Origin of the sequence: Providencia sp. PROV210 (assembly GCF_028479445.1) — a bacterium.
Classification (GTDB): Bacteria; Pseudomonadota; Gammaproteobacteria; order Enterobacterales; family Enterobacteriaceae; genus Providencia; species Providencia rustigianii.
In genome coordinates, this window is the sequence record NZ_JAMPNQ010000011.1 from 64,140 (window position 1) to 90,510 (window position 26,371).

The 26,371-nt window shown below is 41.4% G+C and carries 21 protein-coding genes; 12 read left to right on the forward strand and 9 right to left on the reverse strand.

The features are described from left to right. Positions 1 to 7: 7 nt before the first annotated feature. Positions 8 to 916 (reverse strand): glycine--tRNA ligase subunit alpha, encoded by a 909-nt coding sequence (gene glyQ / locus PR761_RS08775; RefSeq protein WP_006813760.1) that lies wholly within the window; start codon positions 914 to 916, stop codon positions 8 to 10. A gap of 200 nt (positions 917 to 1,116) precedes the next feature. On the opposite strand from glyQ, the gene PR761_RS08780 reads away from it, so the two are divergent. After that, on the forward strand, positions 1,117 to 1,680 hold the full coding sequence (locus PR761_RS08780) for a DNA-3-methyladenine glycosylase I (RefSeq protein ID WP_112835973.1): 564 nt from the start codon (positions 1,117 to 1,119) through the stop codon (positions 1,678 to 1,680). Positions 1,681 to 1,884: 204 nt separating this feature from the next. After that, positions 1,885 to 3,141 carry a valine--pyruvate transaminase gene (locus PR761_RS08785; RefSeq protein ID WP_006813762.1) on the forward strand — a complete coding sequence of 419 codons (1,257 nt, stop codon included), beginning with the start codon at positions 1,885 to 1,887 and terminating at the stop codon, positions 3,139 to 3,141. Positions 3,142 to 3,363: 222 nt separating this feature from the next. Here PR761_RS08785 and PR761_RS08790 read toward each other — a convergent pair whose 3' ends face one another. Further along, positions 3,364 to 5,022 carry a putative transporter gene (locus tag PR761_RS08790; RefSeq protein ID WP_006813763.1) on the reverse strand — a complete coding sequence of 553 codons (1,659 nt, stop codon included), beginning with the start codon at positions 5,020 to 5,022 and terminating at the stop codon, positions 3,364 to 3,366. Positions 5,023 to 5,355: 333 nt separating this feature from the next. On the opposite strand from PR761_RS08790, the gene PR761_RS08795 reads away from it, so the two are divergent. After that, positions 5,356 to 5,679 (forward strand): YceK/YidQ family lipoprotein, encoded by a 324-nt coding sequence (locus PR761_RS08795; RefSeq protein WP_039854562.1) that lies wholly within the window; start codon positions 5,356 to 5,358, stop codon positions 5,677 to 5,679. A 291-nt stretch (positions 5,680 to 5,970) separates the two neighbouring features. Here the strand turns inward: PR761_RS08795 and PR761_RS08800 are convergent, their stop codons facing one another. Continuing rightward, on the reverse strand, positions 5,971 to 7,299 hold the full coding sequence (locus PR761_RS08800; protein WP_006813765.1) for a DUF3748 domain-containing protein: 1,329 nt from the start codon (positions 7,297 to 7,299) through the stop codon (positions 5,971 to 5,973). Positions 7,300 to 7,422: 123 nt separating this feature from the next. On the opposite strand from PR761_RS08800, the gene PR761_RS08805 reads away from it, so the two are divergent. Beyond that, entirely contained in the window at positions 7,423 to 8,037 is a 615-nt protein-coding gene (locus tag PR761_RS08805) for a trimeric intracellular cation channel family protein (protein WP_006813766.1), read from the forward strand. Positions 8,038 to 8,046: 9 nt separating this feature from the next. Here PR761_RS08805 and ligB read toward each other — a convergent pair whose 3' ends face one another. After that, positions 8,047 to 9,756, reverse strand: coding sequence for an NAD-dependent DNA ligase LigB (gene ligB, locus PR761_RS08810; RefSeq protein ID WP_223844749.1), 1,710 nt, complete (start codon positions 9,754 to 9,756; stop codon positions 8,047 to 8,049). Positions 9,757 to 10,045: 289 nt separating this feature from the next. Here ligB and gmk point away from each other — a divergent pair, with 289 nt between their 5' ends. From gmk to recG, 5 genes are read left to right on the forward strand one after another with little or no spacing between them, the layout of a single operon-like run. Further along, entirely contained in the window at positions 10,046 to 10,669 is a 624-nt protein-coding gene (gene gmk, locus PR761_RS08815; protein WP_006813768.1) for a guanylate kinase, read from the forward strand. A 56-nt stretch (positions 10,670 to 10,725) separates the two neighbouring features. After that, on the forward strand, positions 10,726 to 11,001 hold the full coding sequence (rpoZ, locus tag PR761_RS08820) for a DNA-directed RNA polymerase subunit omega (RefSeq protein ID WP_006813769.1): 276 nt from the start codon (positions 10,726 to 10,728) through the stop codon (positions 10,999 to 11,001). A 19-nt stretch (positions 11,002 to 11,020) separates the two neighbouring features. After that, entirely contained in the window at positions 11,021 to 13,138 is a 2,118-nt protein-coding gene (gene spoT / locus PR761_RS08825) for a bifunctional GTP diphosphokinase/guanosine-3',5'-bis pyrophosphate 3'-pyrophosphohydrolase (protein ID WP_006813770.1), read from the forward strand. 31 nt (positions 13,139 to 13,169) lie between these two features. Beyond that, positions 13,170 to 13,883, forward strand: coding sequence for a tRNA (guanosine(18)-2'-O)-methyltransferase TrmH (gene trmH / locus PR761_RS08830; RefSeq protein WP_039854565.1), 714 nt, complete (start codon positions 13,170 to 13,172; stop codon positions 13,881 to 13,883). A gap of 9 nt (positions 13,884 to 13,892) precedes the next feature. Continuing rightward, positions 13,893 to 15,974: an ATP-dependent DNA helicase RecG gene (gene recG / locus PR761_RS08835; protein WP_039854567.1), complete on the forward strand. Its 2,082-nt coding sequence runs from the start codon at positions 13,893 to 13,895 to the stop codon at positions 15,972 to 15,974. A 100-nt stretch (positions 15,975 to 16,074) separates the two neighbouring features. On the opposite strand, the gene gltS is transcribed toward recG, so the two are convergent. Further along, complete coding sequence (gene gltS / locus PR761_RS08840) at positions 16,075 to 17,289, reverse strand: sodium/glutamate symporter (RefSeq protein ID WP_006813773.1); 1,215 nt, start codon at positions 17,287 to 17,289, stop codon at positions 16,075 to 16,077. Between the two features lie 234 nt (positions 17,290 to 17,523). Between gltS and PR761_RS08845 the strand changes: the two genes are divergently transcribed. Together PR761_RS08845 and PR761_RS08850 are read left to right on the forward strand one after the other, a co-directional pair. Next, positions 17,524 to 18,912, forward strand: coding sequence for a uracil-xanthine permease family protein (locus PR761_RS08845; protein WP_006813774.1), 1,389 nt, complete (start codon positions 17,524 to 17,526; stop codon positions 18,910 to 18,912). Between the two features lie 126 nt (positions 18,913 to 19,038). Then, positions 19,039 to 20,817 carry an AsmA family protein gene (locus tag PR761_RS08850; RefSeq protein WP_112835969.1) on the forward strand — a complete coding sequence of 593 codons (1,779 nt, stop codon included), beginning with the start codon at positions 19,039 to 19,041 and terminating at the stop codon, positions 20,815 to 20,817. Between the two features lie 60 nt (positions 20,818 to 20,877). On the opposite strand, the gene fabY is transcribed toward PR761_RS08850, so the two are convergent. From fabY to yihX, 3 genes are read right to left on the reverse strand one after another with little or no spacing between them, the layout of a single operon-like run. After that, entirely contained in the window at positions 20,878 to 21,801 is a 924-nt protein-coding gene (gene fabY, locus PR761_RS08855; protein WP_154610899.1) for a fatty acid biosynthesis protein FabY, read from the reverse strand. 22 nt (positions 21,802 to 21,823) lie between these two features. Further along, complete coding sequence (gene dtd / locus PR761_RS08860; RefSeq protein WP_112835965.1) at positions 21,824 to 22,261, reverse strand: D-aminoacyl-tRNA deacylase; 438 nt, start codon at positions 22,259 to 22,261, stop codon at positions 21,824 to 21,826. Positions 22,262 to 22,321: 60 nt separating this feature from the next. Continuing rightward, entirely contained in the window at positions 22,322 to 22,936 is a 615-nt protein-coding gene (yihX, locus tag PR761_RS08865) for a glucose-1-phosphatase (protein WP_006813778.1), read from the reverse strand. Between the two features lie 401 nt (positions 22,937 to 23,337). On the opposite strand from yihX, the gene PR761_RS08870 reads away from it, so the two are divergent. After that, positions 23,338 to 23,889, forward strand: coding sequence for a helix-turn-helix transcriptional regulator (locus PR761_RS08870; protein WP_039854575.1), 552 nt, complete (start codon positions 23,338 to 23,340; stop codon positions 23,887 to 23,889). A 94-nt stretch (positions 23,890 to 23,983) separates the two neighbouring features. Here the strand turns inward: PR761_RS08870 and typA are convergent, their stop codons facing one another. Beyond that, positions 23,984 to 25,807: a ribosome-dependent GTPase TypA gene (gene typA / locus PR761_RS08875; protein WP_006813780.1), complete on the reverse strand. Its 1,824-nt coding sequence runs from the start codon at positions 25,805 to 25,807 to the stop codon at positions 23,984 to 23,986. Positions 25,808 to 26,371: the final 564 nt, after the last annotated feature.

The following is a 26,371-nucleotide window of genomic DNA, read 5'->3' on the forward strand; positions in this document are numbered from 1 at the left end:
CAGCCTCTTAGTTCTTATGACACATAGGGAAACCCAGCGCTTCACGAGAAGCATAATAAGCTTCTGCAACCCCTTTAGTCAGGGTACGAATACGTAAAATATAGCGCTGGCGTTCGGTTACTGAAATAGCCTTACGGGCATCCAGTAAGTTAAAAGTATGAGCAGCCTTGAGAATACGCTCATACGCAGGAAGCGGCAGAGGAGTCTCTAATGAAAGTAAGTATTGGGCTTCTTTTTCATACTCTTCGAAACATTTGAATAAGAAATCAACGTTTGCATATTCAAAGTTATAGGTAGATTGCTCAACCTCGTTTTGATGATAAATATCACCATAAGTGGTTTTGCCCAGAGGGCCATCGCACCAAACAAGATCGTAGACGCTATCAACGCCTTGAATATACATGGCAAGACGTTCAAGGCCGTAAGTGATTTCACCCGTTACAGGTTTACACTCAAGCCCACCCACTTGCTGGAAGTAAGTAAATTGAGTGACTTCCATACCGTTTAACCAAACTTCCCAGCCCAGTCCCCACGCACCTAATGTTGGGTTTTCCCAGTTATCCTCAACAAAGCGGATATCATGAACCGTTGGATCAACACCCAGCTCTTTTAATGAGCCTAAGTAGAGTTCTTGGATGTTGTCAGGTGATGGCTTAATGATTACCTGAAACTGGTAATAATGTTGTAAACGGTTTGGGTTTTCGCCGTAGCGACCATCAGTTGGTCGGCGAGATGGCTGCACATAAGCTGCCGCAATAGGCTCTGGACCTAAAGCGCGCAAACACGTCATTGGGTGTGAAGTACCAGCGCCGACTTCCATGTCCAGTGGTTGAACAATGGTACAGCCTTGGCGCGCCCAGTAATCCTGTAATGTCAGGATAAGACCTTGGAAGGTTTTGGTATCAAACTTTTGCATGTTAGATCCGCACGCGATACGTGAAATTTAAGAAAGTGTCCAGTATACCCGTTGACCGTCAGATATACAGCAATGAATACATCTGTAATCATTCTAAAAAGGAAAAAAATTAATTCCACCCCTTTAAAACTGGTTATTTATCCAGTATAAAGAAGTTATTCTTGGTCTCAAGCGTAACCTCATTAGAAAAAGGATGAAAAATGGAAACATCACCAATTCGCTGCCACTGGGTTAACCAAGACCCGGAATATATTGCTTATCATGATAATGAATGGGGTAAACCCACCAAAGACAGTCTACAACTCTTCGAAATGATTTGTTTGGAAGGACAACAAGCGGGACTTTCTTGGTATACGATTTTAAAGAAACGCCAAGGATACCGAGAATTGTTTCATCAATTTGTTCCTGAAAAAGTGGTATTAATGAATGACTCTGATATTGAGCGCTTGATGCAAGATCCTCGAATTATTCGTAATCGCTTAAAAATCAATGCCATTATTGAAAATGCAAAAGCCTATTTGGCTATGCAAAAAAATGGTGAGGATTTTTCCACATTCATTTGGGAGTCAGTAAACCACCAGCCAATTGTGAATAAATGGACAGAATCAAGCCAAGTTCCAGCAGAAACTGAATTATCTAAAAACTTATCAAAAACTCTAAAAAAACGGGGTTTTAAATTTGTGGGTTCGATCACTTGTTATGCTTTTATGCAGGCAACTGGCATGGTAAATGACCATTTGGTGAATTGTTGCCAATATAGATAAATCAGTATTTATTGATGCCCCCACGTTTATAATAAGAGAAATAGACCAATATTTTTTAATATATTAAATCAAAAAACCACTACCATTAGTTTAATTGATATTTTATTTCCAAAAAATCTCTAATTAAGCTATTGAACTCCAGAGGGGAGCAAGGTATGTTTTAAATTCCATTAACAATCTAATAAACCTATGTGAATTAATACGATGAATTTTTCTAAATTTGGTAATAAATTTGCTAAAAATTCAGGGATTTCAGAATTAATGAAAGACCTGAATGAAGGCATAAGGACTCCGGGCTCAATTATGCTTGGAGGTGGTAACCCTGCTCATATCCCTGAAATGGATACCTACTTCCAGACTTTACTCGCTGACATGTGTGAAAATGGAAAATTGACGGACACATTATGTAATTACGATGGTCCTCAAGGCAAAGATGCCATGTTGAAAGCGCTAGCGGCAACCCTAAAAGCAAAACTAGGCTGGAATATCAGTGCAAAAAATATCGCACTCACTAATGGCAGCCAAAGTGCCTTTTTCTACCTATTTAACTTGCTAGCTGGTCGTTTTGAAGATGGTATCAAGCGTAAAGTTCTATTCCCTATTGCTCCTGAATACGTGGGTTATGCCGATTCAGGGTTAGATGAAGATTTATTTGTTGCAAATAAACCTCAGATTGAATTTTTGCCTGACGGACAATTTAAATATCACGTTGATTTTAATACATTAGAAATCACGGAAGATATTGGCGTTATTTGTGTTTCTCGACCAACAAACCCAACAGGTAATGTTATTACCGATGAAGAAGTTGAGCACCTCGATCAACTTGCCAAGCAACATAATATTCCATTACTGATTGATAACGCTTACGGTGTTCCTTTTCCTGGAATTATCTTTAGCGATGCAACACCATTTTGGAATGAAAATGTCATTCTGTGCATGAGTTTATCAAAACTCGGTTTGCCAGGAACACGTTGTGGGATCATCATTGGTAACGAAGAATTGATCGATGCTGTGAGTAATATGAATGGCATTATCAGCCTTGCACCGGGAGGGATTGGACCGGCATTAGCACTTGAAATGATCCAGCGTGATGACCTGTTTAATCTGTCCCAAAATGTTGTGGGGCCGTTCTATAAAAAACGCGTTGAAGAAGTCATTAAAATTATTCGACGCTATATTCCAGAAGAGAAGTGCCTGATCCACAAACCTGAAGGTGCTATTTTCTTATGGTTATGGTTTAAAGACCTACCTATCAGTAGTTTAGAATTATATCGCCGTTTGAAAGCTCGTGGTGTTTTAATGGTGCCGGGTCACTATTTCTTCCCGGGAATCGAAGATAATTGGCAGCATGCCCATGAATGTATGCGCATGAACTACGTACCAGAACCAGAAAAAATTGAGCAAGGTATCAAAATCCTTGCTCAAGAATTAGAGAAAGCGTTTCAAGAATCTGAACACTAATCCTATTAGAAGACGTTAAAAAAAGCCCTTTCCATCAAAGAAAGGGCTAAAAATTAGCGAGAACTCCATAATTTAAATCGAATATATTTGTTCAAGACAAATACTATTCATGGGTATTAAAACACTTTTCAGATACGATTTATGGCTGGAACAAAGCCCAATTCTTCCCCTATATAGACGGATACTTTTCTTTTTATTCCCAATAATTTTTCTATCTAAATATCATAATGCCCAAAATACAATGGCTAACAGCTGGGGTGAAATTATGCGAAGAAACATCGCCAAGGGATAGACCGTCGCATAAGAAAGAGCCGGAGCACCACTTGTTGGGTGAATATTATTAGCAAATGCTAATGCCGGAGGATCTGTCATTGAACCCGCAAGCACCCCACACAAGCTCAAGTAATTCATTTTACCAAAAACCCGCGCCACGATACCTGTAACAAATAATGGAATAAACGTGATTAATAACCCATATCCAACCCATGTTAAACCATCACCATGAATGAGAGTTTCAATAAAATCCCCTCCCGAATTCAGCCCAACTACGGCTAAAAACATTACTATTCCTAACTCACGTAATGCCAAGTTTGCACTCGGTGGCATAAACCAATAGAGTCGACCAATAGTGCCTATCCGCCCTAAAATCAAGGCAACCACTAAAGGTCCACCGGCTAGACCCAGCTTTAAAGCAGCTGGAAAACCAGGAAGAAAAATGGGTATAGAACCTAAAACAACACCTAAACCAATACCAATGAAAACTGGCAGCATCTGAACTTGCTGTAATTTTTGTTTAGCGTTTCCAAGTAAAGCGGTCACCGCTTCAATTGATTCTGGGCGACCCACAATATTGAGAATGTCCCCGAACTGTAGAACCGAATTGTTACTTGCAACTAAATCAATCCCTGTACGATTTAATCGCGTGACTACCACATCATATTTCTGTTTTAAATTCAGTTCTTTCAGCCTTTTACTCAACACAGCATCATTTGTAACTACCACACGAACTGAATGCAATACAGAGCTGGATGTCGATAAAGAAGCATCCACCTCCTCCCCTAATATCAAACGAACTTTATTTAAATCTTCTTTTAATCCGACAACATGAAGTAAATCGCCAAGATGAATTTCAGTGTTTGGTTGAGGCACCATCAACATTTCACCACGTTTTAGTCTCGAACAAACGATTTCTTCACTACCTAACATAGGAATATCTTGCATCATCAAACCATCGAGATTGGCATTGCGTACCGCAATATTCATGGTTTGTAGCGCATCACGATATTGAACATTCGAGCTATTAAACTCGGCAGCTTCTTTATCTACACCAATACGGAAAATAACCCGTATTAGCCACATCACCAGTAAAATACCACAAATTCCCATAGGATAAGCCATGGCATAACCCATACCCATTTGCCCCACTAAGCTAGGGTCAGAGCCTAAGTCAGATAGGATCTGTTGACCCGCACCAAGAGAGGGGGTATTGGTTACCGCACCAGAAAAAATCCCTAAAATAATCGGTAAAGGAATATTTGCGACTTTATAGATCACCGCCGTCACTACGGCACCAAGGATCACGATCATCAAGGCAAAACCATTTAGTTTTAAGCCTGAGACGCGCAGAGAAGAGAAAAAGCCGGGGCCGACTTGTATCCCGATGGTATAAACAAACAGGATCAATCCAAATTCTTGAATAAAATGTAGCATGTCGTTATTTAGCAGCAAGCCATAGCTTTTAGCAAAATGACCAACAATAATGCCACCAAACAGTACGCCACCAATCCCCAAACCTACATTACGGATCTTCCAGTTACCAATCCATAGGCCTAATGCAGCAGCTAATGCTAATAAACTCACAGTAAGAGCTAATTCACTCATAGACCGCTATCCTTTTGATGACAATTACCAAAAACATGCGACATACTAGGGCAAAACAACCCTGTTACTGAATCGATTATGCCAAAGTGGAAATCAATAAGTTGTGCCGTAGAGCACAGTTCAGATCAATTAAAAACTATATTTTCAAAAGTTTCGATAAAAACAGATTGTCTTCTATTTATTAACATTCTCAACATAAAGTAATACAAAATGAACTATTTTTAATAAGCCACTTTTAAATAATAATATAATTCTATGATTGTGAATTTTTTGTTTTTAGTTATCATAATCTAAAGTTAGAAATAGCCCATCTTAATGCAGGTCACTAATTATATGCCAAGCTTGATTTTTTTTAGGTCGTTAGTTCTTACCACATCACTGACCGTTACATTAAGTGGCTGCTCAAGTATTATGACTCATGCCGGTCCTACAGACAGTTATTATCCAGGGACTAAAAATAGTGTTGATATGCTCCAAAATGAAGATACTGGCTGGGTAGTTAAACCATTACTTGTCATTGATCTACCTTTTACAGCCTTAATGGATACATTATTAATTCCTTTGGACTATATAAAATCAGATGGAAATCAAGCCAGTGATTCACCCAAAAAACGCGTAGAACAACTGGATAAACAACAAAAATCAATTAATAAATAATGAATTATTAATTGGCCAATCCAATCTTTAAAAGACCTAAATAAACTTTTAGATATGATTGATTTTTTTATATAATTTGCTTTGATTTCATTTTGTGCCATCAATCTTAAATTTCATACTATTATTTACAGTAAAAATATTTACTCACCAAATCACTATTGGCTTAGTAATAACTAATTAGTGTTATTTTTATATCTTATGTTGTATGAAAAAATAACCATAAAATAATCATCAATTGAATAAAGAGATTACTATTAATCTCTTTATTCAGATTATTGATTTTATCAATCATTAATTATTTAATCCGGTTTCTACTATATGGAGTTGTCTAAACCCATTAATATCTCGCATAAATGCTATTAACCTATCATTTGGAGAAAAAACAACTGCATCCGCAACAGGAGCAATCTCTGTACGCTCCGTCAACCGTTTTAATTTACCTGTGGCCACATGGCATCTCACCACACTATTATCATGAATAAAGCAGATATATTCCCCAGTTTTATTCCAGTTAAATGCCGATTGGATTGAAGTCATTTCATGAGTAACCTGAGTTAACTCCCCTGTCGATGTTGCAACTAACCAAAGTTGCACAACACCTTGGTCATCATGCATTAAACAAGCAATAGATTGCCCGTCAGGTGAAGAACGCAGCCAATGCCTTGGCTGTTTAGCTAAACCCGGATATTTTCTAGTGTGAGTATATGTTAACCGTCTCTGCTGTACATTTTTAGGTGGTGCAGGAAGGGTAGTTTTCGTTCCTTGCAACGGTGTGTCACCCTGCACTTTAAAATTTTCAGGGTTATCAGGAAGGTCTACAATATAGACCTCTGGAATAATATCCCCATATTGATTATGCGTATCTCCGATAAAAGCTAGGGCTCTTTGCTGCCATTGACCTTGACGATTTAAATAACCATGCAGTCCTATCCAACCCTCTTCATACGCACGACTGATTTCATCACTATTTGGAGCCGGGCTAGCAACAGTTTGAGTCACTACGCTACAAAAAAAATCACCGCTATATTCTCTATGATGTCCTTTAGGTTCCACGTTCACAGCCCCCATAGGCACCGCCACTGCTACATTGCGCTGATCTAATTTAATGTCTAGCTCATGCATAACATGGTCGTTATAGGTAAAACTAAGCCATTTACCATCAGGGCTAAACACATGAACATGTGTCCCTCCCCTTAACGCTCCCACGATATAAGGAGGAGTAATACACATTGCATCGATAGGATAGGCTGTATCGAGGTTATCATCATAAACATAAACACCACGACGATGGTGAAAATCGTACTGCCAATGCTCATCTGGATTTTCAGGCCCATGAATAAACGCGTAACGAGGTGGATTTTCTGAGCTTACAGTGACTACTCCAACATAAGCTCCTTGTTTTCCACGATAAATTTCGACCACTTGTCGTGTAGTAACATGAATTTTTTCTATGGTTAATCCCGTAAACGAGCTACCACTGGGGCGAACATCATACGCTAACCACTGGCTATCCGGCGTCCAGACATTAATATTTGTAAGCTGATGATTGCGGGCATTATCAGTAATACATATTTCTTTATAAGGTATTTTATTATTCAATCTGTTATCCTTTGACATCATTTACTACTGGCTATCGGATTACTTTAACTAATCTATTTTTTGTAGCACTAAAAAATCTCAGTCGAGAAATTACGCAAGTAATATTACCCTTTAATAATCACTATAGTATTGAATAAAACCATCATGTTATTAAGTGTTCTCTACATCATTGGTATTACTGCTGAAGCCATGACTGGCGCATTAGCTGCGGGTCGCCGGAAGATGGATGTCTTTGGCGTGATCATTATCGCTTCTGCCACTGCTATTGGCGGTGGTTCCGTGCGTGATATTCTACTCGGTCACTATCCTCTTGGCTGGGTCGCTCACCCCGAATATATTATGACCGTTGCTGGTGCAGCCATAGTCACTATGTGGATAGCACCTATGATGAAGCATTTGCGTCGCCTATTTTTAATACTCGATGCTATCGGCTTGATCGTTTTCTCTATTTTAGGTGCCCAAATCGCCCTTGATATGAACTATAGCCCAATTATTGCAGCGATTGCTGCGGTGGTCACAGGGGTATTTGGCGGCGTCCTTAGAGACATGTTATGCAATACCATTCCATTAGTGTTCCAAAAAGAAGTTTATGCTGGTGTCTCTTTTGCCGCAGCATGGCTATATATCGGTTTACTACATACGCCACTCCCTAAAGATATTGTCGTGATCATTACTCTGATTGCAGGCCTCAGCGCACGTTTGCTCGCTATTCGTTATCGTTTAGGTTTACCTGTATTTAATTACGAAAACCCCGACTAATATCCAGCATTAGTATCTCGATAAGCCATTAGCCTGAGCTAATGGCTTTTTTATTTCCTGTATAATCTGTAATGCTAACTTAATTTCCGTTACTTCAATCCAGTGCTTAAACTGCTGTTCACGCTTATCCGATAGCTTCAAGTACTTGATAATTGTTGGCTCATAGAGCATTGAAATCGTATCAATTTTTTTGATCTCAGTATTACTCAATGGAATATCTAATCCCTTTAGCCATACGGCTAAAGGTTGGTCTGCAACTTTTTGCAATTGCTCAAGGTGTTTCAGGTTAGTTTTAGTTTTGGGTAGCTGCCCTTGCCAACTTGGTGATAACCATTCCAATAGCTGGGACAGTCCATAATTTTCAGCCCATTGTTGCCATGTTTTTTCACCAACCCCTTTTATTCCTAACTGCTTTCCTAACCACGTTAAACGGGCAACAAACTGGGGTAAACACTCAATAGAATAAGAGAAACAACTCCATCGATTAAATTGTTCTAATAACATAGTTTCAGGATAATCCCGATGGGCTACTCGCCAAATTACCTGTTCAACCTTCGGAATCCCATGCCCTGCAAGGGTTAACTGAATATGGTCACCAACTAAAAGATCCTTTTTCTTCCATGAGTTTAGAGAACCCAAATTCACATGACTCACCTGTTTAGCATCAAGAGTCACAGGCTTAATTGATGCCACAACGTTAACAATACCAGTACGCCCAACACCAAACTTTAAGCCTGTAATTTCACTAATAATATTTTGTAGTGGGTATTTCCATGCAATCGCCCAGCTATTTTGATTACTCTGCCAAGCAGCTGAAGGTGGCGTAGGAAAACTTTTTAAGACAATACCATCGGTTGCAAAGGGGAGAGGCGTTGAGAAGTAATCTTCTTGCCTTTGAATAATTTGCTCAATACTGGTGACTTGATGACTGTACCTTTTAGATAAATCAAACCCAATTTCTGATAGTCGACTAAGTTGAACTTCCTGTTGCAGGTCGCCATCGGGCCAAGCCCAGATAAAAATACCAATATTATCTTCTATTTTTTCTGGTAATTTCTTACGCATAAGCCATCCAGCGACTTTACTTCGGGCATTCAAGCCACCTAGCTGCTTCTGCACGTGATTATTCAATTTCCAAAAAAGTTCACCTTGCAAAATTACGCGCTGTTTTATGGGAATTACCTTCGGCAAGTCCAAGATAAAATCCGCTTTTTTGCGCCACTCTAGCCCTTCAACTCCATTGCCTCGACTGATTAATGAAACTAATTGTCCATTGTCATACACCAAGCTAACCGCGACACCATCCACCTTCGGTTGTAACCAAATCTCTTTTCGCTTTGCTATCCAAGTCGTTATTTCATTTAAATTTTGTTTTTTTAGCCCCGTATGAGGCAGCGGATGCTTTACTAAAGGCGTTAGTATCGGGAGCGGTACCTGCGGTAAGCTATCAGAAAGTGACAAGCAACGTTGCCGCTGCTGCCACTTAGACAATAGCTGATCATAGACTTCATCATTAATGGGACTAAAACCATCTACTAGATAGTTCTTATTCCACTCTTGGAGCTGATTGCCTAATCTTTGATGCTCATTTATTAGGATATTTTGATTTGGTGAATCGCAGTTATCTTTTGCTTGATGGTATTCCATGCCGTATGCAAGTGATGTCACCACTTGTAATAACATGAATATCCAAGAGCCTCTTGTTAAAATATAGTGCATCACGCGTCCTTGCTATTATTCCGTTCGTGGAAAAAGCATCCTGAGGCAAAATAATTAGGTGGTCAGTTGGATATGTCGTTAATTGCAAAACGTTTCGCAAAAAAAATGAGATATTCATTAAGTTAAATATATTTTCTGGAACCTGTTCACAATTTTTTCATGAGCAATATTTTTTTATTCACGATTCATGGTTTATTGATATCGCTGCACGTTGCCTTAAGTACGTGTATACTATGTGGGGTTTATCGCTATCTTTTATGTCTAACCCTCAATATTTCAAGAAATCATCATGATACAAGGCACGTTATATATTCTTTCTGCTCCAAGTGGCGCAGGTAAATCTAGTCTTATCCAAGCTCTGTTGAAAACACAACCGTTGTATGACACTCAAGTTTCAGTTTCTCATACAACAAGAGCAGCACGCCCTGGCGAAGTTCATGGTGAGCACTATTTTTTTGTTTCCGAAGCAGAATTCTTGCAGATGGTTGAGAATAATGATTTTTTAGAACATGCCTGTGTCTTTGGTAATTACTATGGCACCTCAAAACCTATTATTGAGGAAGTTTTAAAAAGCGGCGTAGATGTTTTTCTCGATATTGACTGGCAAGGCGCACAACAAATTCGTGCAAAAATGCCAGAGGCGCGTAGTATTTTTATACTTCCACCCTCAAAAGACGAACTCTATCGTCGGCTTCGTGGTCGCGGTCAAGATAGTGATGAAGTCATTGAAAAGCGCATGTCACAAGCTGTTGGTGAGATTGAACATTACAATGAATACGATTACGTCATTGTAAATGATGATTTCAACACTGCATTAAGCGATTTACAATCGATCATGCGAGCTGAGCGTCTGAAATTAGAACGCCAAATTCAGCGGCATGGTGCTTTAATCAGCAAATTACTAGCAGACTGAGAATAGTTTCAGTATCATATCAGGTCATTTTTTTATTTCTTTGGAGTAGCACACTTATGGCACGCGTAACTGTTCAAGACGCAGTAGAAAAAATTGGTAACCGCTTTGACCTCGTACTGGTTGCAGCACGTAGAGCTCGTCAATTACAAACTGGTGGTAAAGATCCTTTAGTTCCAGAAGAAAATGATAAGCATACGGTTATCGCGCTACGTGAAGTAGAAGAAGGTTTAATTAACGGTCACATTTTGGATGTGCGTGAACGCCAAGAACAGCAAGAGCAAGATGCTGCTGAAATGCAAGCAGTTTCTGCGATCGCTGAAGGTCGTCGCTAATTACTAAGGTGGGTCTGCCTTGTATCTGTTTGAAAGCCTAAATATCATAATTCAACAATACCTCCCTAAAGAGCAGGTTGAATTACTGAAAAAAGCCTATGTTGTCGCACGGGATGCCCATGAAGGACAGACCCGTTCAAGTGGTGAGCCTTATATTACTCACCCAGTTGCTGTTGCTGGTATTTTGGCTGAAATGCGTTTGGACCACGAAACACTGATGGCAGCGCTACTTCATGATGTGATTGAAGATACTCCAGCGACATTTCAAGATATCGAGCAACTGTTTGGAACTACCGTCGCCGGTCTGGTTGAAGGTGTCTCCAAACTCGATAAACTAAATTTTCGCGACAAGAAAGAAGCTCAAGCAGAAAACTTCCGCAAAATGATCATGGCGATGGTAAAAGACATCCGGGTCATTTTGATAAAGCTGGCAGACCGCACTCACAATATGCGCACGCTTGGGTCTTTAAGGCCCGATAAGCGTCGCCGCATAGCGCGAGAAACACTCGAAATTTATAGCCCTCTTGCGCACCGTTTAGGTATTCACCATATCAAAACCGAGCTAGAAGAGTTGGGTTTTGAAGCCTTGTACCCAAACCGTTATCGGGTTATCAAAGAGGTGGTTAAAGCCGCCCGCGGTAATCGTAAAGAAATGATTCAAAAAATCCTTTCTGAAATTGACGGTCGATTAACTGAAGCCGGTGTTCCCTGTACCGTTAGTGGTCGCGAAAAACACCTGTATTCCATTTATCGAAAAATGCATCTCAAAGAGCAGCGATTCCATTCGATCATGGATATTTATGCTTTCAGAGTTATCGTTGAAGACGTCGATACTTGCTATCGTGTTTTAGGTCAGATGCATAGCCTATACAAACCGCGCCCAGGTCGAATTAAAGACTATATTGCCATTCCAAAAGCTAACGGATATCAATCCCTGCACACCTCATTAATTGGCCCTCACGGGGTGCCTGTTGAGGTACAAATTCGTACAGAAGATATGGACCAAATGGCAGAAATGGGCGTTGCGGCACATTGGGCATATAAAGAGCAAGGTGAACAGGGAACCACTGCACAAGTGAAGGCTCAACGCTGGATGCAAAGTCTGCTTGAACTTCAGCAAAGTGCGGGTAGCTCCTTTGAATTTATCGAAAGCGTAAAGTCAGACCTATTTCCTGATGAAATTTATGTTTTCACCCCTGAAGGGCGTATCGTTGAATTGCCAACCGGAGCTACGCCTGTAGACTTCGCTTATGCAGTCCATACTGATATTGGTCATGCCTGCGTCGGGGCTCGAGTCGATCGCCAACCTTATCCTCTGTCCCAATCGCTCTCCAGTGGTCAAACCGTAGAAATTATTACCGCACCGGGAGCAAGACCGAATGCGGCTTGGTTAAACTTTGTCGTCAGCTCAAAAGCTCGCGCAAAAATCCGCCAATTATTGAAGAATTTAAAACGCGAAGATTCTATTAACTTAGGTCGCCGCTTACTTAGCCACGCACTTGGTGCGGGTAACAAAATTACGGATATCCCACAAGCAAATCTCGACGCCGAATTGGCACGCATGAAACTCAATTCTCTCGATGATCTCCTTGCCGAAATTGGTTTAGGGAATGCAATGAGTGTCGTTGTCGCCCGTAACTTACAAAGCAATCCGCAAAGTGAACCTGAAGAACCTATCATCACAGAAAGTCATAATAAACTCTCTATCAAAGGTGCCGATGGCGTATTAATCACTTTTGCAAAATGCTGTCGCCCAATTCCGGGAGATCCTATTGTTGCGCATATTAGCCCAGGTAAAGGGCTAGTTATCCACCATGAATCTTGCCGTAATATTCGAGGTTATCAAAAAGAACCCGATAAATTTATGGCTGTAGAGTGGGATACAGACACGGATACTGACTTTATCGCTGAAATCAAAGTCGATATGATCAACCATCAAGGTGCTTTAGCTAACTTGACTGCGGCAATTAACGGCGCAAATTCGAGTATTCAAAGCATGAACACCGAGGAAAAAGATGGTCGTGTTTATTGCGCATTTATCCGTCTGTCGATTAAAAACCGTATTCAGCTCGCAAACGTTATGCGTAAAATCCGGATTATGCCGGACGTATTACGCGTCAGTCGTAACCGTAATTAATCAATATTATTAAAGATACTGAACTCTAACTATGAATGAACGCCGCTATCGCCGCATTTGCCAAATGATGGCGATGCGGCAGCCCGACCTCACACTCTGCCTCGAAGAAATTCATAAACCTCACAATGTCTCCGCTATTGTTCGGAGTGCAGACGCGATTGGTATCCATCAAATCCATGCAATTTGGCCGGATCAGCACGTTAAACTTTCTGTTTCTTCCGCCGCAGGGAGCAATAGCTGGGTTAAAGTGATTTCCCATTCATCGACTGAAGATGCTATTGCTCAAATCAAAGCACAAGGTATGCAGGTTCTTGCGACCAACCTATCAGAGCATGCCGTTGATTTTCGTGAAATTGATTATACTCGCCCAACCTGTATTATGATGGGACAAGAGAAAAAAGGCATATCTCAAAAAGCATTAGCGCTTGCAGATCAGCATATTATCATTCCTATGGCAGGCATGGTCCAATCACTGAATGTATCTGTAGCATCCGCATTAATCATGTATGAAGCACAGCGCCAAAGGCAACTTGCTGGCATGTATAATCGCGAATATAGTCTATTATCTGAGCAAGAGCAGCAGGAGTGGCTTTTTGAGGGGGGCTATCCAGTATTAGCTGAAGTCTCCAAGCGTAAGAACCTTCCCCGACCATTTATCAATCAACAAGGTCAAATAGAAGCGGAAGATGCTTGGTGGATGCAAATGCAGTTAACTGAAAAAATGAAGAGAAAACAGCAAAGTTAAGGAACAATGATGAACCGTGGTCTACTTAATACCATTTCACTGACTTCATTACATGGCATCGGAGCTAGCCAGTCAGAAAAAATGAGTAAAATCGGTTTGAACACCGTTCAGGATCTACTACTGCATTTTCCTCTTCGTTATGAAGATCATACCCGTTTATACCAGATAAAAGACCTACTTCCGGGGACAACAGCGACAATCACGGGTGAGGTACTACAAACCAAAGTTGTCTTTGGGCGCAAAAGAATGATGACTTGTTTAATCAGTGATGGAACAGGAAATTTAACGCTGCGCTTTTTTAATTTCTCCGCCGCCATGAAAAATAGCTTAGCTGAAGGCCGTCAGGTCACTGCTTACGGCGAAATTCGCCGGGGAAATACTGGGCCTGAAATTATTCACCCAGAATATAAAGTATCTCAGGATACTGACAATATTACACTGCAAGAAAATTTAACGCCTGTTTACCCAACGACTGAAGGGGTACGCCAAGCGACGTTGAGAAAAGTGATGGAACAAGCTTTGGCGATGCTCGATAATGGCAATATCCAAGAGCTTCTTCCTGAAGAGCTAAATCGTGGTTTAATTAGCCTGCCCGACGCTATCCGTTTATTACATAATCCTCCACCAGACGTTGAATTAGGTGAGTTAGAAAAAGGTCACCATCCAGCGCAAAAACGCTTAGTCCTCGAAGAGTTACTCGCTCACCATTTAAGTATGCTCGCGATTCGAGCAGGCAATGAACGACTATATGCAGAGCCACTCGTTCCAACCGGAAAATTAAAATCACCTTTCTTAGATAATTTGCCATTCTCTCCGACCAATGCTCAGAATCGAGTTGTGTCAGAAATAGAAAAAGATTTGCATAGAGACACACCGATGATGCGGCTGATCCAAGGTGATGTTGGCTCAGGGAAAACCCTTGTTGCTGCCCTCGCGGCTATCTGCGCTATTGAAAATGGTAAACAAGTTGCCCTGATGGCTCCTACCGAAATTCTAGCAGAACAACATGCCAATACCTTTAAACAGTGGCTCGAACCTTTAGGCATTAAAGTAGGCTGGCTTGCTGGAAAGCAAAAAGGGAAAGCGCGTCAGCAACAGCAAGAATCCATTGCCGATGGCGAAGTAATGATGGTCGTTGGTACCCACGCAATTTTCCAAGAACAAGTTAGTTTTCACTCTTTAGGGTTAGTTATCATCGATGAGCAGCACCGCTTTGGTGTCCACCAGCGGCTCGCTCTGCGTGAGAAAGGTGAGCAGCAAGGGAATCACCCTCATCAACTAATAATGACCGCCACGCCGATTCCACGGACTCTGGCGATGACTGCCTATGCCGACCTTGATACATCGATTATTGATGAGCTCCCTCCTGGGCGAACACCGGTAACAACCGTTGCAATCCCAGATACCAGACGCAATGATATTGTTGAGCGAGTGCGACAGGCGTGCTTAGATGAAGGTCGCCAAGCTTATTGGGTCTGCACTTTAATTGAAGATTCGGAAGTTCTCGAGGCCCAAGCTGCTCAAGTGACAAGTGAAGAATTAGCACTCGCGCTACCTGAGCTAAAAGTCGGTTTAGTACATGGACGAATGAAACCCGCTGAAAAACAAAGCATCATGGCCGCATTTAAGAATAACGAAATCCAGTTACTCGTTGCTACCACGGTTATTGAAGTTGGTGTCGATGTCCCTAATGCTAGCTTAATGATCATTGATAATCCTGAACGTTTAGGATTGGCACAATTACATCAATTAAGAGGTCGTGTTGGTCGTGGCGCTATCGCTTCTCACTGTGTTTTACTCTATAAAACGCCGCTCACTCACACAGCTAAGCAACGACTTCAAGTATTACGAGATAGCAATGATGGTTTTGTGATTGCACAAAAAGATTTAGAAATTCGTGGTCCCGGTGAATTATTGGGAACTCGGCAAACCGGAAATGCTGAATTCAAAGTGGCCGATTTACTCAGAGACCAATATATGTTGCCAGAAGTGCAACGTTTGGCTCGTCATATTCAGCAAAATTACCCAGAGAATGCACAACTCATTATTGAACGTTGGCTTCCTGAACGCGAACAATATAGCCACGCTTAAAAACCTCTCCCTAGAAATGAAAATTGCCGTGAACACATCCATGTCCACGGCAATACCTGCTTCATTTATACATTTAGTTATAATGTTTTTTTATTGATGGTTACCCAGCAATTGTTGGAAATATAGGTAACCACAAGTAAAACTTAATCACCAACGCATTCACAATATCGATAAAGAATGCCCCCACCATTGGTACGACTAAGAATGCAAGATGAGACGGACCAAATTTGTCTGTCACTGCCTGCATGTTTGCAATCGCTGTTGGTGTTGCTCCCAGACCAAAACCACAATGTCCTGCGGCTAAAATAGCAGCATCATAGTTTTTGCCCATCACACGGAACGTCACGAAGATCGCATAACCCGCCATGACACATGCTTGTACCCCAAGAATTACTAACATTGGGATTGCCAAAGAGGCTAATTCCCATAGTTTTAAACTCATGAGAGCCATTGCAAGGAACAAGGATAAGCTTACGTTACCCATAACGGATACTGCGCGATCAAATACGCGATAGAATCCAAGTACGGATAGACCATTACTTAAAATCACACCAACGAACAATACACATACAAACTTTGGCAGTGCGAATGCTGTACCAGCCAATAAGCCTGCAATATAGCTACCCGCAAGTAAACAAATCGCAATTAATGCAATAGTTTCAATCAATACCATGGAGTTAATCATACGGTTTGATTGCGGTTTTTCGAATGCGGAAGGGACATCTTTATCCTCATCCGCCGTTCCTGGCGTTGGAATATTACGAATTAAGAAACGTGCAACAGGACCACCTATCAGCCCTCCAAGCACTAAACCAAATGTTGCACAAGCCATCGCAACTTCAGTTGCACTCTTAAAGCCGTATTCATCGGTAAATATTTTACCCCATGCAGCACCAGTACCATGCCCACCCGATAAGGTAATTGAACCAGCTAATAGTCCCATTAGCGGATCGAGACCTAAGAATGTAGCCAGTGCGATACCGACTGTATTTTGAACCAGTAATAGACCGACAACCACAAAAATGAAGATCATTAAGGCTTTACCGCCAGCTTTTAAACTCGCTAGGTTTGCGTTCAAGCCAATGGTTGCAAAGAACGCGAGCATCATCGGTTCTTGCAGTGATAAGTCGAAAGAGAGGCTCCAGTCAAATACTTGCTTAATGACCAAGAGGCTAAAAGCAACTAATAATCCCCCTGCAACGGGCTCAGGGATGGTGTACTTTTCGAGGAATGAAACCGATTTTACCAGTTTACGTCCGAGCAATAGCACAAGTGTGGCTGCGACCAGTGTGCCGTAGACATCGAGATGATACATTTATGTACCTCGTCTGTTGTTAATATTATTTAAAACTAATTAGACGTTATTTTTTTCCTTAAAACGCCAAAAGCAGGTGGTAGGATTAGAAAAAAAATTCGCGATAAATACAAGTTAAAACATATAAAAATGTGATGCTCCCAATTTAAAAGTAAATTAAAAAAATTTAGCGCAAACGATTGCTTTTTATATTTATCTCTTTAAAATGCGCTTTTTGCTGGTGGAATTAGAGCAATGAACACAACGACATCTGAAGAACAAAGTGTTGAAAAAAAAGCACAAATTAAAAGTGAATTAATCTATCACCTTGAAGATAGACCCCCATTACCCCAAGCCATTTTTGCTGCTTGCCAACATTTATTAGCCATGTTTGTCGCCGTTATCACCCCTGGGATGTTAATTTGCCAAGCACTTGGGCTACCTGCGCACGATACTCAGCGTATTATCAGTATGTCATTGTTTGCATCCGGAATTGCCTCGCTGATTCAAATTAGAGCATGGGGTCCCGTTGGCTCTGGCTTACTTTCCATTCAAGGAACAAGCTTTAACTTTGTCGCCCCTTTAATTATGGGGGGAGTTGCCCTTCAGCAAGGGGGCGCAGATATTCCTACAATGATGGCTGCTTTATTTGGTACCCTAATGGTCGCGTCATTAACCGAAGTAATCCTTTCCCGTTTCCTACATTTAGCACGTAGAGTGATTACACCTTTGGTCTCTGGTGTTGTGGTAATGATTATCGGTTTATCACTCATTCAAGTGGGATTAACCTCGATAGGTGGGGGATACAGTGCCCTGAATAACAATACGTTTGGTGCCCTTGATAATCTGATGCTTGCGGGCATTGTGCTCGCAGTGATTATTCTGTTAACCAGCCAGAAAAACCCCTATCTCCGAGTCGCTTCTTTGGTTATCGCCATGGCGGTAGGCTATCTTGCAGCTTGGTGGATGGATATGCTACCAACAGCACAAGCTAGCGATATCAACCAGTCAATGATTACCGTTCCTGAGCCTTTCTATTACGGTTTATCATTTGATTGGAACTTACTCGTTCCCCTGATCTTAATTTTTATGGTGACTTCTTTAGAAACCATTGGTGATATTACCGCAACATCAGATGTATCAGAGCAACCGGTTCGTGGACCGCTGTATATGAAACGCATTAAGGGAGGTGTATTAGCAAATGGCTTGAACTCCCTTGTTTCAGCAGTATTCAATACATTCCCTAACTCCTGTTTTGGTCAGAATAATGGTGTCATTCAGTTAACCGGTGTTGCTAGCCGTTATGTTGGCTACATTGTCGCCTTAATGTTGATATTGCTGGGACTGTTCCCCGCGGTGGCAGGTTTTGTGCAACAAATTCCTGAGCCTGTGCTCGGTGGTGCAACCATCGTCATGTTCGGAACTATCGCAGCTTCTGGTGTACGTATCGTTTCTCGTGAGCCATTAAACCGCCGCGCAATTATGATTATCGCCCTATCCCTTGCCGTTGGAATGGGTGTTTCTCAACAACCGCTGATCCTGCAATTTGCACCTGATTGGCTGAAAACATTATTCTCCTCCGGAATCGCGGCTGGTGGTTTAACCGCTATCGTTCTGAATCTAATTTTCCCTCACGAAAAATAATCATTCCTATTGCCGCCAGAGTTGAATACTCTGGCGGTTCTTCTGTATGCTATCCTTCAAATTGTCGATATCTTAGACAGATTAGTCATCTATATTTTTATCTGATTTATGAGGGAGCAGACTACCGTGAGAAGGTTAATTCGATTTATTAGTTATATTTTTCTGCTTCTATTGATCTTATTTGTTGCCACTTATATTGCACTGCAAACTCGTTGGGGAGCAGGTTATGCGAGTCAGTTATTAAGTAAATTCACTGATTTCGATATTAATGTCGGCATTATGGGGCATCGATTTGCTGAACCGGGTAAATTTATTTTCCAAGATATAAAAATTGAGTCTCGCGACAAGCAGTTAGCGTTAAACGCGGATCAAATTGTCGTGGATATCAATTGGCTTAATATGATCAACGGTGAAGCCATCCAACGATTAACAATCACACAAGGGGAGCTTACAGCTCAGATTTCAGATACCAGCACTAATCTCCCTATCTCTGCTAAAGTTTTACAGTTTGAAAGTAGCAAAATTCAGTTAACCCAAGGAAAAAACACCCTGCTGGTTGCTGGATTTACCGGTGGTATCACGCCGTGGAAACCTACCGTCAACCATCCTTTTGGCTATGGTGACTTTCGTTTTACAACAGGAGAGTTGGCTATCAATTCCCTACCTTTTCGTAATGTCGCTATGACAGGAAAATTACAGGAACAAGTGACTGAGTTTAGCCAAGTCACCGGCTATCTCAATAATGGTTATATTTCCGGTAAAGGGAAAGTATTTGCTGACGGTACTATTAATATTGATGGTCTCTCGATGAATAAAGTGGGATGGCAAAATAATCTCACTTTCGACGCGCTTTTTGAGGCTATCAATAGTGACCGAACACTCCAGATTAAAGATTTGACGCTCACCGATGTGGATATTCAGGGACAAGATTGGGCACTATCGGGACTAAGCACCGAAATCGATAAAATTAATGTCGTGAGAGGCAGCTGGAGCAACCCTAAAAGTAAAATCAATTTCAATGTCGACCAATTGGTTATTCATGACCAACAAGTAGATACACTCATCGGCGAATTAAATATTGATGGCGATAACCTTAATTTTGATAAGCTATCCGGCTACTATAATAAAGGTATTTTTAGCCTCAGTGGCGTGTGGCAGCGTAACAATAAATCCCTGACTATTACTGATGGGACACTCGCTGGAGCACTGTATACTTTACCTGAAGATTGGTTAACATTCTTTGCCCAGCCAGCACCCTCTTGGTTATCAGCGTTCACCATCGATAACTTTACAGTGACGCAGTCATTGCTGATGAATATTCAACCTGAGTTCTCTTTTGAATTTACAGCACTTAGCGGCACTATTCGCTATGTTGATCTCATCAAACAGAAACAGTGGGGAATTTGGAAAGGGCAAGCAACGTTCAACGCTGATAGCAGCACGATCAATCAAGTTATGGTCCGTCGCCCTTTACTCGAAATCGCCAGCAGCAACAATAGTGCTGCGGCTAGCCTCAGTGGTAGTACCATCCGCGGCATTGCCAGAGTCTCATTGCTCGTCAAGCAAGAGTATCAAAAAGCACCTTTTAACTTACGAGCGACAGGCACCAATATTGATTTAGGGGACTTAAATCAATGGGGCTGGTCAGGATTTTCACCTCAAATGTGGGGAGATTTTGATACGTCATTACAAGGGGATTTACTCGCAGATCCGCTTGCATACAGTATAAATGGTGAGTTAACGGCTAAGCCACTTCAAGGCAGTGAAATTTATCGTACGGTGGTTAATGGTAAAGTGACTCCCACAGTGGGAACATCTATGCCACCATCAGAGCCACAACTTGCACCTGACTCGCCAAATACTTACCCTATGGATGGGCATATTCCCGCCATTGTTAATCCGTAAAATGACAATAAAAAAGCAGGTTACCCCAAAAGTAAATCTGCTTTTTTATCCGCTATATCACTATCTATTTTTTGTCTCACCTGCGACGGGTAAAACCATATAAGTTCCGCTGAATACCGCACCAACTTGGCTATCAGCATTACTGACGTGGACATCTAACTTCACCCTAGCCTTGCTTCCTCTCGCTAAGCGATCAAGGTCACCGCTGAGATGAGATAGATCAGCTACCGCAATTGGGCGGCCGCTGACAGGCTTACCATAGCGAATATTGGCATCCACTAAAATAATATCCCCACCAAGCTGATGCTCATGCAGCAATAACCAGATCATTCCCCACCCAGTTAATGTGGCGAGAGAAAACTGGCTACCGGCAAAAATGGTGTTGTGTGGATTTTGGTTACCCGCTTCTGGCATCGTGGTGATAAAACGTTTTCCTGTGTACTGTTCAATACGTACACCCATTTTTTCACTGAGAGGGATATATTTATGCCAAGCTTGTTGCAACTCACCGCACCAATCAGGTCGATGAAGAATCTGGTCTAAAGTTTCGATGGGTTTAATCATCAGGTAGTGGCGTACTGGTGCTTTTAATTCCCCGCTCACTTCTCCTCGAGTTTCAAAACCCATTTTGGCAAAGAAAGGAACGGCCTCCTCCCTAACACTCGAAACGATACGTTTAACGCCTTCTTGTCTTGCACTCGACTCCAGCGCCATGATAATCAGTTTCCCTAAGCCTTTACCTTGCATGACGGGGTTAACGGCAAGAAAACGGATTGAACCTTCATTATCAGCATTGATATACAACCGACCAATCGCCAAGATACGATTTTTCTCATCTACCACCATTTGGTGGTGGGCTGTAAGGTCATAGCCATCTTTTTCGGAACCAAGGGGTTGTTTAAATGGTTTTCTCAGCATTTCCCAGCGAAACTGGTAGTAGGCTGCAAATTCAATGTCATCTTTCGGTGTACGTAGATGGTACATGTTTCCCCCTTGGAAAAGTATTCTATACCTGTAGCCAGAAGGTTACTGGGCCATCATTGGTTAGGCTCACTTGCATATCAGCAGCAAAGATTCCCGTTTCAGTCACTGTGCCTTGTTGGCGGCTTTCCTGTACAAAGTACTGATATAATTGGTCAGCTTTTTCTGGTTCAGCGCCACCAGAGAAACTGGGTCTCATTCCTTTATTGGTTTCAGCTGCTAACGTAAATTGAGAAACAACGAGTAAGCTTCCACCCGCTTGTTTTACATTTAGGTTCATTTTCCCTTGCTCGTCACCAAAGATGCGGTACCCAAGCACTTTCTCACATAATCGTTTAGCTTTCTGCTCGTCATCGTCTTTCTCAACACCAAGCAGAACCAAAAGACCAGAGCCAATTTGCCCCACTGTTTTTTTATCGACAACAACACTCGCGTGAGTAACTCTTTGGATTAATGCGATCATGGAAACTCTATATAAAAAAGATGGAGCAACATATGTTGTTGCTCCATGTTAGGAACGGGATTATTCAACTTCAGCACTAAAGTCGTAAGTACGGAAATATTCAGGAACCGTGTCTTTATTTAACACATGTACGCTGGTAATACCTAGGGCTTGTGCTGCTTTTACGTTTTCTTCTACGTCGTCGAAGAAGACAGCGTCAGCGGCATCAAACTCTTCTGATTCCAGAACGTATTTGAAAATTTCTGGATCTGGCTTACGCATACCTAAATCTTGAGATAAATACAGGAAGTCAGAGGATGCTGCAATTTCTGGGTAGTGTTCTGGCCAATAATCTAAGTGCAGACGGTTAGTATTCGATAACACAACAACTCGGTGCCCTTGCTCACGCAAACGCTCCATGATATCGATAACTTCAGGTCTTAGTGAGATAAAAATTGAATGCCAGCCTTCAGCAAAATCTTCAAAACTTAGCGTAATACCCATCTCTTCACAGAGCATCTCCGCAAATTCGATATCTGAAATTTTGCCACATTCATGTAATTGGAAGATATTGCCAAAAGTAAACCGGGATTTGATTTCTGAACTTGGAGTACCACTCAGTTCTGACCATTTATCAAACACACGATCAAAGTCGATATCAATAATCACATTACCCATATCGAAGATATACAGCATAAATTGTCCTCTTTGTTATTCACTAAATTTACTTTAATCATTATTCAGGCAACTGAACAGCCCTAATTAGTGATTATTAGGGTTATTTTTTCAATTTATCGATTAAGCAAAATGGATCAATTGATTGCTTTCGGTGCCTTTAAATCAATCCCATATAACATAATCCCAAACATACTCCTAAAAAAGCTTCACACCACTGCTTCCCGTCCCATTAACGATAGAATGTCGCCACCAGAGACGAACATCATTATTTTCTGGCGCCATATCGTTGACAAGCGTCAACAGTATATTTATTCTAAACAACAAGGGAGAAAAATACGTCGCCCATAAAAAGGATGAAGGTGGTTTCCTCCACCTCACCTTTAATTAAATTCAAAATTTTGATTAAGGAATTGATGTCTATGGCGCTTCATAATTTCACTTTAGTTTTATCTGGTGTCAATACCGATACTGAAGGATTAGAAGACGCGCTCTATAATGCGGGATGCGATGACGCACTTATTTGTTTTTACGGAAAAACTGTCTACTTGGAATTTGATAGAGAAGCAAGCTCCCTTGATGATGCCATTTCTAGCGCAATCCAACAGATTGAAACCGCTAGCACCATTAATACACGCGTAGAATCTATTGATTCAAGCTTGGTTGGATTGAGTGATATTGCTGAACTCGCCAATTTATCCAGGCAAGCTATTGCTTTGTTTAAAGACGGAGCTCGAGGTAAAGGTGATTTTCCCAACCCAATCCAACGCATCAAAGGTCAGTCCCCACTCTGGAGTTGGGCTGAGGTAGCCGCTTGGTTGGTAAAATCAGAACGCATATCTCCAAATAATATACTCGTTAAAAATGCAGATACGATTGAACAATGGAATATTGCACTAAGAACACGAGCTTCACATCAACGTGCTGAAATAGCTAAAAAAATACAGTTTCTTGAATCCGTGAAGTATCTATAACCCAATGTTGATATTTCTTCTAATTTTTCCAATTTGCTCGCATAAAAAAAGGTGCCATATTTGGCACCTTCCATTTTAATTCAAAGATTAACGATTAATCTTCTTTAGAGCGACCTGCACGACGGCGATCGTTCTCAGTCAAATGACGCTTACGCAGACGAATTGACTGTGGAGTAACTTCAACCAGTTCATCATCATCAATAAACTCCAGAGCTTGTTCCAGAGACATCTTGATTGGTGGTGACAATGTGGTTGCTTCATCAGTACCTGACGCACGCATGTTAGTCAGTTTTTTACCGGTTAAGCAGTTAACAGTCAGGTCGTTAGAACGTGAGTGAATACCGATAATTTGGCCTTCATACACTTCAGCACCGTGACCTAAGAATAACTTACCACGATCTTGCAGGCTGTACAGCGCGTATGCAACTGCTTTACCTTGACCGTTAGAAATCAGAACGCCGTTTTGACGACCACCGATTTCGCCTGGGCGAACATCATCGTAGTGACTGAATGAAGAGTACAGTAAACCTGTACCTGAAGTCATTGTCATGAATTCAGTACGGAAGCCAATCAGACCACGGCTAGGAATGATGTAGTCTAGACGCACACGGCCTTTACCGTCTGGCATCATGCCGCGTAGGTCGCCTTTACGCTCACCTAACGCTTTCATTACATCACCTTGGTGCTGCTCTTCAACGTCTAAAGTCACTTGTTCGAATGGCTCTTGTTTACGACCATCAACTTCACGGAAGATAACTTTTGGACGAGAAACCGCTAATTCGAAACCTTCACGACGCATATTTTCGATCAGAACAGATAAGTGCAGCTCACCACGACCCGAAACACGGAATGCATCTGGATCTTGAGTTTCTTCAACACGCAGTGCTACGTTGTGAACTAACTCTTTGTGTAAACGATCCAGAATCTGGCGTGAAGTCACATATTTGCCTTCTTTACCACAGAATGGAGAGGTGTTAACACAATAGAACATGCTGACTGTTGGTTCATCAACCGCTAGTGCAGGCAGAGCTTCAACGCTACCCACTTGGCAGATAGTGTCAGAAATGTTTAATTCACCTAAACCAGTCAGAGCAACGATATCGCCAGCTTCTGCTTGTTGTGAATCAATACGCTCTAAACCTAAGTGAGTCAGAACTTTACCAATTTTACCGTTGCGAGTTTTACCTTCGCTGTCGATTACAGTTACTTGCTGGTTTGGTTTAACAACACCGCGTTTAATACGACCGATGCCGATAACACCTAAATAGCTGTTGTAATCTAATTGGGAAACTTGCATCTGGAAAGGACCATCCAGATCAACTTTTGGTGGCTCAACATGATCAACAATCGCTTGATAAAGCGGGGTCATGTCTTCTGCCATATCTGTATGTTCAAGACCTGCGATACCCATTAATGCAGACGCATAAACGATAGGGAAGTCTAATTGCTCATCCGTTGCACCTAAGTTCACGAATAAGTCGAATACTTGGTCAACAACCCAATCAGGGCGTGCGCCTGGGCGGTCGACTTTGTTGATAACAACAATTGGTTTTAAACCATGGTCGAACGCTTTTTGTGTTACGAAGCGAGTTTGTGGCATAGGGCCATCCATCGCATCGACAACCAGCAGAACACAGTCAACCATAGACATAACACGTTCTACTTCACCACCGAAATCGGCGTGGCCTGGGGTGTCTACGATATTGATGTGGTAGCCGTTCCATTGGATAGCGGTATTTTTAGCAAGGATTGTAATACCACGCTCTTTCTCCAAGTCATTGGAGTCCATAACACGCTCATCAACAGTTTCACGTTCACCAAAAGTGCCCGACTGTTGTAATAATTTACCAACCAGAGTTGTCTTGCCATGGTCAACGTGAGCGATGATGGCGATGTTTCTTAAGTTTTGAATTGACAAGGATTTTTACCGTTTCATTGACAGGAAAGGAATATGCTTTTGAGTCGTTATATAGCCCAAAGCATACTTTCTACATTAATTTGCTGTTATTTTACACGTTTTTCCACACAAGTGGAATAAATGTGAAAGCCATCACTATTAAAAAAGTTTTTAGCTAAAAAACATTCAGTTGCGTCACAGTGCAAAAATACTTAAAAAAATTGTTGGTATCAGCACTAGGAAATCACAAAGTGACAGAATAATACGCTAAAAAGCAAATATTAGCAGCCGAAAAAAAGAATAAAAAATAAACTTTCTTTGCCTGTCACTCTTTTAAATGTCTTTTTCTTTATTTCGATATATCTAATTTGACGCTTTAGATATATCGGAATAGAGTATTCTCAGAATCTAAATTAGATATATCGAAATAATAACAGAGGTTAATATGAGAATACACACTTGTCGTCATGTTTATTTTTCTCACCATGATGAACATCAACGAGGCCATGGTGGTTGCTGCCATGGTGAAGAACGCAACAACCATGAACACGGTGAAGGCTGCCACGGCGAAGGTCGTCATGGTCA

Excerpts from the sequence above, each read along its gene's own strand:
- glyQ (WP_006813760.1), bottom strand. The coding sequence starts at position 916 with ATGCAAAAGTTTGATACCAAAACCTTCCAAGGTCTTATCCTGACATTA.
- PR761_RS08780 (WP_112835973.1), top strand. The coding sequence starts at position 1,117 with ATGGAAACATCACCAATTCGCTGCCACTGGGTTAACCAAGACCCGGAA.
- PR761_RS08785 (WP_006813762.1), top strand. The coding sequence starts at position 1,885 with ATGAATTTTTCTAAATTTGGTAATAAATTTGCTAAAAATTCAGGGATT.
- PR761_RS08790 (WP_006813763.1), bottom strand. The coding sequence starts at position 5,022 with ATGAGTGAATTAGCTCTTACTGTGAGTTTATTAGCATTAGCTGCTGCA.
- PR761_RS08795 (WP_039854562.1), top strand. The coding sequence starts at position 5,356 with ATGCCAAGCTTGATTTTTTTTAGGTCGTTAGTTCTTACCACATCACTG.
- PR761_RS08800 (WP_006813765.1), bottom strand. The coding sequence starts at position 7,299 with ATGATGTCAAAGGATAACAGATTGAATAATAAAATACCTTATAAAGAA.
- PR761_RS08805 (WP_006813766.1), top strand. The coding sequence starts at position 7,423 with ATGTTATTAAGTGTTCTCTACATCATTGGTATTACTGCTGAAGCCATG.
- ligB (WP_223844749.1), bottom strand. The coding sequence starts at position 9,756 with ATGCACTATATTTTAACAAGAGGCTCTTGGATATTCATGTTATTACAA.
- gmk (WP_006813768.1), top strand. The coding sequence starts at position 10,046 with ATGATACAAGGCACGTTATATATTCTTTCTGCTCCAAGTGGCGCAGGT.
- rpoZ (WP_006813769.1), top strand. The coding sequence starts at position 10,726 with ATGGCACGCGTAACTGTTCAAGACGCAGTAGAAAAAATTGGTAACCGC.
- trmH (WP_039854565.1), top strand. The coding sequence starts at position 13,170 with ATGAATGAACGCCGCTATCGCCGCATTTGCCAAATGATGGCGATGCGG.
- recG (WP_039854567.1), top strand. The coding sequence starts at position 13,893 with ATGAACCGTGGTCTACTTAATACCATTTCACTGACTTCATTACATGGC.
- gltS (WP_006813773.1), bottom strand. The coding sequence starts at position 17,289 with ATGTATCATCTCGATGTCTACGGCACACTGGTCGCAGCCACACTTGTG.
- PR761_RS08845 (WP_006813774.1), top strand. The coding sequence starts at position 17,524 with ATGAACACAACGACATCTGAAGAACAAAGTGTTGAAAAAAAAGCACAA.
- fabY (WP_154610899.1), bottom strand. The coding sequence starts at position 21,801 with ATGTACCATCTACGTACACCGAAAGATGACATTGAATTTGCAGCCTAC.
- dtd (WP_112835965.1), bottom strand. The coding sequence starts at position 22,261 with ATGATCGCATTAATCCAAAGAGTTACTCACGCGAGTGTTGTTGTCGAT.
- yihX (WP_006813778.1), bottom strand. The coding sequence starts at position 22,936 with ATGCTGTATATCTTCGATATGGGTAATGTGATTATTGATATCGACTTT.
- PR761_RS08870 (WP_039854575.1), top strand. The coding sequence starts at position 23,338 with ATGGCGCTTCATAATTTCACTTTAGTTTTATCTGGTGTCAATACCGAT.